Raw genomic sequence first — 11,891 nt, forward strand, 5'->3', positions numbered from 1 at the left:
GGCGGCCCGACGAGGGTGAGCAGGGTCATCGGGGACATCGGCAGCCCCAGCGGATCGAGGGCGTGGTCGGCCTCCTCGAGCGGCGTACCGCCCTCTGTCGCGCCGAGCACCTCCCCGAGGAACCGGGTCAGCAGCCGGTTGACGACGAACGCCGGGGCATCGGCGACCAGGACCGCGTTCTTCTTCAGGTTCTTCGCCACGGCCAGCGTCGTCGCGATGGTGGCGTCGTCGCTGCGGGCAGCGCGGACCACCTCGACTAGGGAGAGGACCGACACCGGATTGAAGAAGTGCAGCCCGGCTACCCGTTCGGGATGATCGAGCCCAGCGGCCATCTCGGTGACCGACAGCGCCGAGGTGTTCGTCAGGAGCACGGCCGTGGGCGCCACGACGGCCTCGAGCTCCGCGAGCACGGTCCGCTTGACGGCCAGGTTCTCGAAAACGGCCTCGATGACGAGGTCCGCGTCCGCGAAGGCGTCCTTGGTCAGGGATCCGGTGACGTTCGCCTTGTAGCGGTTCGCCTGGTCGGGGGTGATGCGGTGGCGTAGTAGGAGGTTGTCGATCTCCTGGTGGACCCCCGCGACCCCGGCGTCGAGCCGGGCCTGGTCGATGTCGGTGAGCACCACCGGCACCTCGAGCCGGTGCGCGAACACGAGGGCGAGCTGGCTTGCCATGAGGCCTGCGCCGACCACCCCGACCTTCGTCACGGGCCGGGCCAGCGCCGGCTCCGGCCCGCCCACCGGCCGCTTCGCCCGCTTCTGCACGAGGTCGAAGGAGTACAGGCTGGCGGCAAGTTCGTCGCTGACGGACAGATCGGCGAGGGCCTCGGTCTCGGCCGCGTACCCGGTGGCGCGGTCGGCGGTCTCGGCGAGCGCGAGGAGGTCCAACGCCCGGTAGGCGGCCGGCGCGGCCCCGTGCAGCTTCGCGTCGGCGAGCGCCCGGCCCCGTGCGATCGCCTCCGCCCAGCCCGCCCCCCGCTCGACCGGCGCGCGGGCGGCCACCGGGTCGACATCGCCGCGCAGCACCTGGCCCACCCAGCGCAGCGCCTCCGCCAGGAAGTCAGCCGGCTCCAGCAGCACGTCCCCGAGACCCAGCTCGAACGCCTGCCGGCCGCGCAGCATGCGGTTCTGGCTGAGCGCGTTGCCGATGACGACGGACACCGCCCCTTCGGCGCCGATGAGGTTGGGCAGCAGCTGGGTGCCGCCCCAGCCCGGGACAAGGCCGAGGAAGACCTCTGGGAAGGCGAGTGCGGGAATGCCGGCGGACAGCGCCCGGTAGTCGCAGTGCAGGGCCAGCTCCAGCCCGCCGCCCAGCGCCGCCCCGTTGACGAGGGCGAAGGTCGGGACCTTCCGGTCACCCAGGCGACCCTCACCCACCCGGGCGAAGGCCTCGTGCCCGAGGCGGCCGAGCGCCGCGAGCGAGGGGCGGATCCGCTCCGGGTCAGTGAGCGATGAGCGGAAGGACAGGTCCGCACCCACGCTGAAGATGAACGGCTTGCCGGTGACGGCGATCGCGGCGACCGGCGGGTCGTGCGCCTCGATCTCGTCGACGGCGGCGAGCAGGGACCGCAGGCCGGCCGGGCCGAAGGTGTTCGGCCGGGTGTGGTCATGACCGTTGTCAAGGGTGATCAGGGCGACGGGCCCGGCCACCCCGGGCAGCCGCGCGTAGCGGACGTGGGCGGCCGTGACGACCTCGCCCGGGAAGGACAGGGTCACCTCGTCGATGGTCATGGATCTCCCCTCGGTTCCGCCGCGGGCCCGGTCGTGTCGGACGGGTCGTCCCGGGTCGGTCGTCGTACCTGCTCGGTCGTCGTACCTGCTCAGTTGGCCGCGGCGTGGTGCGGATTCGCCCAGATCGTGGTGGCGCCCATGCCGAGACCCACGCACATCGCCGTCATGCCGTAGCGCACCTCGGGATGCTCGGCGAACTGCCGGGCGAGCTGGGTCATCAGGCGCACCCCGCTGGACGCCAGTGGGTGACCGAACGCGATGGCCCCGCCGTACGGGTTGACCCGGGGATCGTCCTCGGCGATGCCGAAGTGGTCGAGGAAGGCCAGGACCTGCACGGCGAAGGCCTCGTTCAGCTCGAACAGGCCGATGTCGTCGATGGTCAGGCCGGTGCGGGCCAGCGCCTTCTCCGTCGACGGGATCGGCCCGACGCCCATCACCTCGGGGGGGACTCCGGCGAACGCGAAACCCACCAGGCTCATCTTCGCCGGCAGGCTTAGCTCGGCCGCCACCTCGGCGGCGGCGAGCAGGCAGCCGGTGGCGCCGTCGTTGAGCCCGGCGGAGTTGCCCGCGGTCACCCGCCCGTGCGGCCGGAACGGCGTGCGCAGCCCGGCGAGCCCCGCCTGCGTGGTGTCCGGTCGCGGCGGCTCGTCGACGGTGACGAACTCCCAGCCCGTCTCGACGTGCCGGGCGGCCACCGGGACGAGGTCGGGCTGGATCTGACCGTTCGCGTACGCCTTGGCGACTTTCTCCTGGGAGGCCAGAGCGAAGGCGTCCGCTCGCGATTTGGTGATCTTGGGGTACCGGTCGTGCAGGTTCTCGGCGGTCGAGCCCATCACCAGCGCGGAGGTGTCCACGAGCCGTTCGGCGACGAACCGGGGGTTGAGGTCGGCGCCTTCGCCCATCGGGTGGCGGCCCATGTGTTCCACCCCGCCGGCCACGGCCACGTCGTAGGCGCCGACGGCGATCGACGAGGCCGTCGTGGTCACCGCCGTGACGGCGCCTGCGCACATCCGGTCGATCGCGAAGCCCGGCACCGTTTCCGGCAACCCGGACAGGATGGCGGCGACCCGGCCGATGGTCAGGCCTTGATCGCCGATCTGGGTGGTGGCCGCGATCGCCACCTCGTCGATCCGCTCGGGGGGGAGGGAAGGATTGCGTCGCAGCAGCTCCCGGATCACCCGCACGATCAGATCGTCGGCACGGGTCTCGGCGTAGACGCCCTTGGCCTTCCCGAACGGGGTTCGGACCCCGTCGACGAACACGACGTCGCGTACGAAGTTTCTGGATGATCCGAACACGGGACCTCCCGACCCGCGGCCGCCACCGACCGCCGGTTCGTCGCCGTCGAACGTCGGCCGTTGTCCGAAACCCGGTTCCAGGGCCTGGACAGCCAGCCGGCACCGACGCGGATACCGCCGGCACGGCTAGCCTACGGCAGCGGTTACCAGCCGGTAGACATCCCGGAGCCATGGATGCCGGATGTCCGGGGAGGCCGATGCCGTGATGCGCCGGTCTGTCCCTGGCCCACGACCCGCGGATCCGGTCGTCAGCCCGCCGGCTCGGCTGCTGGTTCGGCCGGTTCCGTCGGTTCGGCCGGTTGGGCGGGCGGCTCGGCGAGGACGGTGAGCAGGGGAGCGGCCGTCAGCTCGATCTGCCAGGGGCGTGCCCCGCCGGCCCGCAGCGCCCCGGCGACGGCCGTGTCCGTCAGGGGATTCGGCGGGGACCAGGCGAGCCGCCGGGACAACGCGGGCTCGAGGAGGTTTTCCACCGGCATCGTGTGGGTGGTGGCGAGGGCGGCCAGCGCGGCCCGCACCCGGGCCAGCCGCGACGCGGCCACCGGGTCGCGCTCGGCCCAGCGGTTGGGCGGCGGCAGACCGTCGCCGCCCGGTCCGGCCGGGGCGGGCAGCTCCTCCTCGGGCAGTGCGGCGGCGCCACGCAGGGCGTCGAGCCAGACGTTGGCGGTGCGGCGGATCCGTGGTCCGGAGAAGATGGGCAGCCGGACCAGCGCGGCCGCGTCGGTGGGGGCGTTCAGCACGGCGTCCATGATCGCGCTGTCCGGGAGGACGCGACCCGGCGCGACGTCACGGGTACGAGCGAGCCGGTCCCGGGCGGTCCACATCGCCCGGACCGCCGCGAGCTGGCGGCGGGACCGGGCTCGGTGGATCCCGCTCGTCCGGCGCCACGGCTCGGCCCGTGGCTCGCGTGGCGGGGCCGCGACGATCGCGGCGAACTCCTGCCGGGCAAACTCGATCTTGTTCTGTTCGATCAGCTCCGCCTCGAGCGCGTCGCGCAACTCCACCAGCAGCTCGACGTCGAGTGCCGCGTAGCGCAGCCACGGCTCGGGAAGCGGGCGGGTCGACCAGTCCGCGGCCGAATGGCCCTTCTCCAGCCCGTAGCCCAGCACCCGTTCGACCATTATCCCCAGCCCGACCCGTTCGTAGCCCAGCAACCGGCCGGCGAGCTCCGTGTCGAACAGCAGACTCGGCCGCAGACCGAGCTCGGACAGGCACGGAAGGTCCTGGCTGGCGGCGTGCAGCACCCATTCGACCCCGCCCACCGCGTCCTGGATGACGCTCAGATCCTCGAGCGCGATCGGATCGAGGAGCAGCGAGCCCGTGCCCCGCCGTCGGATCTGGACGAGGTAGGCCCGCTGGCCGTACCGGTAACCGGACGCGCGTTCGGCGTCGAACGCGACCGGCCCGATGCCGGCCGCGAGGCGTTCCGCCGCCGCGGCGAGTTCCGCGGTGTCGACGATGACGGGGGGTACCCCGTCCGCAGGGATGAGCAGCGGGATGGGCTCATGAGCACCGGTGCTGGGCTGTACCTCCACCTCTGCGCTGACACCCCCGCTGACCTGCTGTGTTGATTCAGGAACCGTCGACGTCACGATCGGTGATCGTACGTCCGAATCCTGGCGGAGGTAGCCGTGTCCTACAGCGAATCGCGTTATTTATACGCTTTGTAATGACGTGGTAATGGGAGGTGCGCGCGGTGGAGGGTCGGCTGCGGCGCGCGGTGGGTGGTGCGGTGCTGTCCGTCCGGCGGGCCGGTGTGACGCGGTCAACTCCGGCGAGCTGGTAGCGTGATGACTCCGGACAGCTGTGGGGGAAGCCCGGCCATGGCCGCGAGCAGGTCCCCGAACGCGAGCAGGTGGGCGACCGTCGCCGAGGCGCTCCAAGGCAGCCGGCCCTGCGCGTCCGGCCCCGCGGGGCCGCGGTCGGATGCGAGGGCGGTCTCCGCCCAGTCGGGTGACCAGGAGCAGCGCAGCTCCACGTCGAAACTGTCCCCGTCGGCCGCGAGCACGCCGAAGCGTTGTGATGCGGTGGCCGTGACCGTGCCGCCCAGGGCGCGCACGCCCGCGCCGTGCGCCTCCAATGATTCCCGCAGCCACGACCAGGCGACCTCGGCGAGCAGGGGATCGCCGGCGATCTCCCGGTCGATGCTCGCGCGGGCGTAGCAGACGATGCGGGCCGTGCCCTGCCAGGCCGGCTGTCCCTGGGGATCCATGAGCAGGATGAGCCGGCCGGCCGCGGTGTCGGCCTCGTCCCCAGTCAGCCCGCCGGCCAGAGCGAAGGAGAACGGCGCGACCCGGGTGGGTGCCGCCACCTCGTGCACCGCCACCTCCGGGCGTAGCCGCGCGATCCCCGCGCGCAGGGCGTCGGTGACCGCGAGGAAGATCGGAGGGCTCGCCTCGGATGACTGCGCGACCCCCATGACGGCAACGGTAGGACGTCTGTCGTGATCATGCTGGCCAGACGCCGGAGCGTACGGGTTCGGTCCCGTTGCGTGCGGGCGGGAACCGGTGAGCCGGTGTCCGGAATACCCCGGCTGAGGGGCGGAACTGTGCAGGCTCACGCCGGGATCCGCGCGGCGGCACGATCGCGGCCGCGGAGATCTCGGACTGCGGGGGTCTCGCGCACGGGCCTCGGCCGGGTCGTCGGCCGCTCCGCGGGGGCCGGCCCGACCAGCACCGCGGTGCCACAGGAGGTGCAGGCCCACTCCGGGCAGTCGTCACCGTGCCCGTCGGAGCACGGAGGTTGCTCGAAGATGCGCTCGTCGCGGCATGCGATGCAGACGAGAACGATGTGATCCTCGGCGCTCACCCGGACCTGTTCCACTCGACCACCACTCCCCGCGCACGTCTGCCCGTGATGCGTCCCGTTGGATCGTGGTGGGCGCATAACCACGGATCGCGCGCCATTCGCCACGGCCGGAGGGAGGGGGAACGCGGGATGACGCGCACCCTCTACCCCAATTCCGACCGGACTGACGGTGCCACGGGACGAGCGGATGTCCGTGCATTCTCTCCGGCGTGTCGCGTGAGCCCGTCTCGGGGCGGTGCGGGGCGGATCGCCCGGTCTGTGGGCCGGTGGGGTCGGGCCGGCCCCAGGCTCAGCCCGCCTGGCCGGCCGGCTTCGAGGTGGGGCGTGCCGGCTTCACGCTGCCCAGCCGGACGGCGTCGCCGCGCAGCCAGTGCCGCTCGACGAAGAACGGGGCGACAGGCAGCACCGCGGCGATCAGCGCGAGTACGGTCCGCTTACGGCGCCAGCGCCCGACCATCGAGAGGTAGCCGATGAGGGCGCAGTAGGTGAGGAAGAGCACGCCGTGGGTCGGGCCGAGGATCCGCACGCCGATCGGGTGGCCGGCACCGTATTTGATCGCGGTCGCGACGAGCAGCAGAAGGAAGGACGACGCCTCGGCGAGCGAGACGACGCGGGCCAGGGCAAGGGGCTGGAAGGCGCCGCTCGGGGCACGACCGGTCATCGGTGACTCCTCGTCGTAGCAGATGGCGTCGTAGCAGACGACGTAGCAGATGACACTGAGGCGTTCCACTGTCCGGGCGCCTTGGCGCTCCGGGAGCCGGGACGCGCCGTGGCTGTGCCACGGCGACCGCGGGATTCGTCACGTCCGCTCGATCGTTCGTCCCCGTCCGCCGAGCGCGGCCTCGACGGGCGGGAGCGCCCGACACCGGCTGAACCTGGAAGTTCTTCTACTCAGAGTAGAAGATAGCGGATGTGCAACGTTCCGGTTCGTACTCCCCGGTCCTCGCCGCTGGGAGCCGTCAGGCCCGTGTGGTGGCCCATCCCGCTACGGCCGTACTCCCACACCTCCCACAGGCGTGCAACGATCGACCCATGCCTGTCCTCCACGTTGACGCGCGACCCGGATCCGGGCCGGGTGGCGTCTCGCCCCCGCCGACCGGTGCAGCGCTCGCCCGGCGGCCCGGCCTGGCCGACACCGCGCCCTTCCTGCGTGCCTGTCGACGGGAGCACCCCGGGACCACGCCGGTGTGGTTCATGCGTCAGGCCGGGCGGGTCCTGCCCGAGTACCGGGCACTGCGCGCGGGAGTCGCCATGCTCGACTCCTGCCGGGACGCCGAGATGATCACGGAGATCACGCTCCAGCCGGTACGCCGGTTCCGGCCGGACGCGGCGATCTTCTTCTCCGACATCGTGGTGCCCCTGGTCGCGATCGGCCTCGACATCGACATCGTCGCCGGGATCGGACCGGTGGTGGCCGAGCCCGTGCGGGACGCCGTCGGGCTCGCCGCGTTGCGTGCACTGGAGCCGGACGACGTTCCCTACGTGGCCGACGCGGTCCGGCTACTGCTGGCCGAGCTGGGTTCAACCCCGCTGATCGGGTTCGCCGGGGCGCCGTTCACCCTCGCGAGCTACCTCATCGAGGGCGGACCGAGTCGCGACCACGCCCGCACCAAGGCGTTGATGTACAGCGAACCGAAGCTCTGGCACGCCCTGCTGGCCCGGCTCGCCGACATCACCACCGCCTTCCTGCGGGTCCAGGTGGATGCCGGTGTCGACGCGCTGCAGCTGTTCGACTCCTGGGCCGGGGCGCTGGACGAGGCGGACTACCATCGCTACGTCGCGCCGCACAGCGCTCGGGTGCTGGCGGCCTTCGCCGGTGAGGTGCCGCGCATCCACTTTGGTGTGAACACCGGTGAGCTGCTCACCGCGATGGGCCAGGCGGGTGCGGACGTCGTCGGCGTCGACTGGCGGGTCCCTCTCGACGAGGCCGCCCGGCGGATCGGGCCCGGTCACGCCGTGCAGGGAAACCTCGACCCGACCGCGGTCTTCGCCCCCGAACCGGTGCTCGCCGCCAAGGTGCGTGACGTCTGCGCCCGCGGGGCCGAGGCGGAGGGGCACGTGTTCAACCTCGGCCACGGGGTGCTGCCGCAGACCGATCCGGGCGTGCTCGCGCACGTCGCCGACCTCGTCCACGGCGGATGATCCACGGCAGATGAGTCCAGGGCAGGTGATCCGCCTTCATCGGGCCGGTTCACTGGCACCGGCCCGATGGTGAAAGCTGGCGGGCGGCACCACTCAACGTGAAGGGCGGCAGGAACGTGCGGGTTGTGATCGTCGGTGGGGGTATCGCCGGGCTCTCGGCCGCCCGCGCCCTGGCCGGGCACGCCGAAGTGACCGTCCTCGATGCGGCGGACCGGGTCGGTGGCAAGCTGCGTACCACCCCGATCGAGGGTCTGGACGTCGAAGAGGGCGCGGAGTCCTTCCTCGCCCGGGTTCCCGACGGACTCCGCCTGGCCCGGCAGATCGGGCTCGGGCACGAGATCGTGCATCCGGCCACGACGTCAGCGTCACTGTGGATCCGCGGCCGGCTGCATCCCATCCCCCCGAACACCCTGCTCGGAGTGCCGACCGACGTCCTCGGCCTGCTCCGCTCGCGGGTGCTGTCCCCGTGGGGGCTGGCGCGGGCCGCCGCCGACCTGGTGTTGCCGCGGACGCGTTTCGCCGACGATCCGACCGTCGGTCGCTACGTGGGCACGCGGGTCGGGCGCGAAGTCGTCGACCTGCTGGTGGATCCGCTGCTCGGGGGGGTGTATGCGGGCCGGGCGGACGCGCTGTCGCTGCGGGCGACCGTGCCCCAGCTTGTCCCCATCTTCGCCGAGGACCGCTCGCTGCTCCTCGGCGCGCACCGGGTGCGGGCCCGTACCGGACCCGCGACGACGACCTCGACGGCGCCGCTGTTCGCCACGCTTCGGGGGGGGCTGGGCTCCTTCGCGGCGCGAGTGGCGGCGCAGTCCGGCGCCACCGTGCGCACCGGGGTGCTCGTCCGCTCGATCGCGAAGACCGCGGGCGGCTGGCAGGTCAACTGTGACCGGGTGGGCGGCGCGGACGCCCTCGGGCCGTTCCAGGCCGACGCCGTGATCCTCGCGGTGCCTGCCGGGGTGGCCCGCGCCCTGCTGGCGCCGCTGGCCCCGCATGCCTCCGCCCTGCTTGCCGGTGTGCCCTACGCCTCGGTCGGCCTGGTGACGCTGGTCTACCGGGATGTCGCGCCGCCACCCGGCAGCGGATTCCTCGTGCCCGCCCGGGCGGGCACCGCGGTGAAGGCGGCCACCTTCCTGTCCGCCAAGTGGCCGCACCTGGGCTCCGACCGGCTCACGGTGGTGCGGGCGAGCATCGGCCGCGCCGGTGCCGAACAGGACCTGCAGCGCGGGGACGTGGAGCTCGCCGGGGTGGCGGCGGCGGAGATCGCGCAGATCACCGGCCTGTCCGGTCGGCCGGTAGCGACCCGGGTGAGTCGCTGGGGCGGGGCACTCCCGCAGTACCTGCCGGGTCATCTCAACCGGATCGCCGCGGTGCGCCGGGGGCTTCCAGTGGGGATCGCCCTGGCCGGCGCGGGATACGACGGTGTAGGCATCCCGGCCTGCATCCGGTCGGGGGAGACCGCCGCGCACGCGGTGCTGAGGGCTACCCGGACGGCGCAGGGCAGTCCGGCCGATCCGGTGGGCCCGGGAATCTGATCACGTGCACCGGCCCGGACCGCGTCCGGCCGCCGGTGAGGGAGGCTGGGAATGTCGGAGTCTACGAAATCGGCCCGCGAACTCAACGCGGAGCTGCTCTACACGGGATGGTCGGTCTTCGCGGCCGACCGTCCGCTACCCGCCGAGCGGACCCCGCTGATCGACGAGGCGACCGCCCTGCTCGACGGGGCGCTGGCCAAGGACGTCTACACCCGCGGTGTCTACGAGATCTCGGGCTACCGGGCCGATGCGGACCTGATGGTCTGGTGGACGAGCCCGGACCCGGACCTGCTGCAGGAGACCTACCAGCGGTTCCGGCGGACGGCCCTGGGCGGGCACCTGCGTCCGGTGTGGTCGGCGGTCGGCCTGCACCGGCCGGCGGAGTTCAACCAGAACCACATCCCCGCCTTCGTCCGGCGGGAGGACCCCCGCGGTTATCTCTGCGTCTACCCGTTCAACCGCTCGCTGGAGTGGTACCTGCTGCCGGACTATGAACGGCGCGGGATGCTAGCCGAGCACGGGATCATGGGCCGGGAGTACGAGGACGTCCGGGCCAACACGGTGGCTTCGTTCGGACTGGGCGACTACGAGTGGCTGCTCGCCTTCGAGGCGGATGAGCTGCACCGGATCGTCGACTGCATCCGGCACCTTCGGGCCAGCGCGACGCGACGGCACACCAGGCTGGAGACGCCGTTCTACACCGGTGCCCGCAAGCCGCTGGCGGACGTCGTCACCGCCCTGCCCTGAGGCGGCTGGCTGCCGGGTAGGCCGGCGGAGGGTCGGGACGGCAGCCGGCGCCTGCCTGGGCGCCCCCACCCGTCCGGCAGGCGCCGACCGTCCCGTGACTGTGCTCACCGGCCTCACCCGGGCGGTATCACTCCAGGTGACATCAATCCCGGGGGACGTCACCCCGGCGATATCACGTCGGCGACGTCGCACGGGGCGCGCCGGATCGCACAGCCCCACCCCCCCGGTGCCTGCGGGGGCGGGCAGCCGACGGATCCCGAGTCGAGACCCGCGATCCATAACGCAGAGTAGCATTATCGCCGCTGTTTGTGTGCGCAGTGTATGCGTCAGGCGTCTGTGGGTCGATGGTGTCCGTTATGTCCGCATCGGTGGGCGGACTTGGAAGGTTCGTCGACTCGGAAGGTTCGTCATGGCGGTCGCTGCCCGACGACCGCATCTCTGTTACTGTGAGTCGCCATAAACGCACGGATCACGCCATCGCCACGGTCGGCGGTTGGGGCGCCACGCCGCCATCGCCTGGCCGGGCCGCTGGTAGATCGTCTCGGCGCAGCCGGTAACGTTGCCCCCGTGACCACGGAGCGCCACCCGTGTCGGCGTCCGGTACTCCAGTTCGCTCCGGCGTGTGCCGACACACTCCAGTGGGACCTGGATGATGCGTGCGTTCGGCTCGTCGTTCGGGACGGCCCACAGTCAGTGGCGGGGGGAAGATCGCTGGAGGTCCGGTCGATGTACCACCGAGGGATGAATTCGTGGCTGTCTGAGCGAGGGGTGCCGCGGGCCGCCGAACGGGGAGGACGATGACACCTCCGGGCCCGCTCGGATCCTCGTTCGGGCTCGGGCTCGGGCACGTGCCGGCGTCGCTGGGCCAGTCCGTTCGGCCGGGTCCGGTCGGTGTCGTCGACGCGCGCCGTCGCGGTGCTGGGGGGGACCACGAGTGACGGAGACGGTGTCCGGCGGCACGCGCGCGACCGCTGGGTCGAACTTCGTTCCGCGCACCCGCGGCGGGCAGGGGATGCCGTTCCCGCCGGACGCGCCGGCGGGAACGGCCGGCCGGCCCGCCGGCGCACCGCCGAGCCGCACGGCCACCGGGCCCGGCGGGCGGCACAGCGCGGGGCGGGTGAGCCCGGCCGCCGTCGAGACGGGCGGCTATCGCGCTCAGGTGACCTGGGAACGGCGTTACGTCCGGCTGCTCGTCCTGTTCGACGCGGCCGCCTGCGTGGTGGCAGCGGGGCTCGCGTATTTCGTGCGATTCGGTGACCTGGTCGACTTCGGCACCCAGCCGGTGTCCTCCAAGCCGTACATCCTCATGACGGTTCTGCTGCCGCTCGCCTGGGTGCTGGCGATGTCCCTGAACCGGGCCTACGAGAGCCGGTTCCTCGGTGGCGGGTCGGAGGAGTTCCGGCGGGTGGTCAACACGGCGGCCCGGTTCACCGCGGCGGTGGCCATCGCCTCGTATGCGACGAAGGCGGAGATCGCCCGTAGTTACGTGCTGATCGCCTTCCCGGCCGCGACCCTGTTCTCCATGGTGGGTCGGGTCGTCGGTCGCGGCCTCCTACACCGGATGCGCCGGGCCGGTCGTTGCCTGCACCGGGTGCTCGTGGTCGGGGCCGGGGAGTCGGCTGCCACCCTGGTCCGGCTGG

General features: G+C 72.3%; 9 protein-coding genes. 4 read left to right on the top strand and 5 right to left on the bottom strand.

The window, feature by feature from the left end; genetic code table 11:
* The 5 genes from AC08ON_RS02325 to AC08ON_RS02345 form a co-directional block, all read right to left on the bottom strand.
* Positions 1–1,727 (bottom strand): 3-hydroxyacyl-CoA dehydrogenase NAD-binding domain-containing protein (locus tag AC08ON_RS02325; protein ID WP_476616372.1); only part of this gene is annotated, 1,727 nt, incomplete at its 3' end.
* A gap of 89 nt (positions 1,728–1,816) precedes the next feature.
* Positions 1,817–3,025 (bottom strand): thiolase family protein, encoded by a 1,209-nt coding sequence (locus AC08ON_RS02330; protein ID WP_011435773.1) that lies wholly within the window; start codon positions 3,023–3,025, stop codon positions 1,817–1,819.
* A 248-nt stretch (positions 3,026–3,273) separates the two neighbouring features.
* Positions 3,274–4,614, bottom strand: a complete 1,341-nt coding sequence (locus AC08ON_RS02335) for an HRDC domain-containing protein (RefSeq protein WP_476616373.1) — start codon at positions 4,612–4,614, stop codon at positions 3,274–3,276.
* 173 nt (positions 4,615–4,787) lie between these two features.
* Positions 4,788–5,441: a DUF3000 domain-containing protein gene (locus AC08ON_RS02340; protein WP_476606213.1), complete on the bottom strand. Its 654-nt coding sequence runs from the start codon at positions 5,439–5,441 to the stop codon at positions 4,788–4,790.
* Between the two features lie 678 nt (positions 5,442–6,119).
* On the bottom strand, positions 6,120–6,560 hold the full coding sequence (locus AC08ON_RS02345; RefSeq protein WP_476606214.1) for a DUF3817 domain-containing protein: 441 nt from the start codon (positions 6,558–6,560) through the stop codon (positions 6,120–6,122).
* Positions 6,561–6,862: 302 nt separating this feature from the next.
* Here AC08ON_RS02345 and hemE point away from each other — a divergent pair, with 302 nt between their 5' ends.
* The 4 genes from hemE to AC08ON_RS02365 all read left to right on the top strand — a co-directional run.
* Positions 6,863–7,972: a uroporphyrinogen decarboxylase gene (gene hemE, locus AC08ON_RS02350; RefSeq protein ID WP_476606215.1), complete on the top strand. Its 1,110-nt coding sequence runs from the start codon at positions 6,863–6,865 to the stop codon at positions 7,970–7,972.
* A gap of 116 nt (positions 7,973–8,088) precedes the next feature.
* The gene (hemG, locus tag AC08ON_RS02355) at positions 8,089–9,504 is read left to right on the top strand and encodes a protoporphyrinogen oxidase (RefSeq protein ID WP_476606216.1); all 1,416 of its coding nucleotides are present in this window, start codon (positions 8,089–8,091) and stop codon (positions 9,502–9,504) included.
* A 51-nt stretch (positions 9,505–9,555) separates the two neighbouring features.
* Positions 9,556–10,251 (top strand): hydrogen peroxide-dependent heme synthase, encoded by a 696-nt coding sequence (gene hemQ / locus AC08ON_RS02360; protein ID WP_476606217.1) that lies wholly within the window; start codon positions 9,556–9,558, stop codon positions 10,249–10,251.
* Between the two features lie 934 nt (positions 10,252–11,185).
* On the top strand, positions 11,186–11,891 hold a 706-nt coding region (locus AC08ON_RS02365), incomplete at its 3' end, for a nucleoside-diphosphate sugar epimerase/dehydratase (protein ID WP_476616374.1).

This window comes from Frankia sp. CoWAU3, from assembly GCF_977971855.1.

Coding starts and splice junctions, on each gene's coding strand:
- AC08ON_RS02340 (WP_476606213.1), bottom strand. CDS start 5,441: ATGGGGGTCGCGCAGTCATCCGAGGCGAGCCCTCCGATCTTCCTCGCG.
- hemE (WP_476606215.1), top strand. CDS start 6,863: ATGCCTGTCCTCCACGTTGACGCGCGACCCGGATCCGGGCCGGGTGGC.
- hemQ (WP_476606217.1), top strand. CDS start 9,556: ATGTCGGAGTCTACGAAATCGGCCCGCGAACTCAACGCGGAGCTGCTC.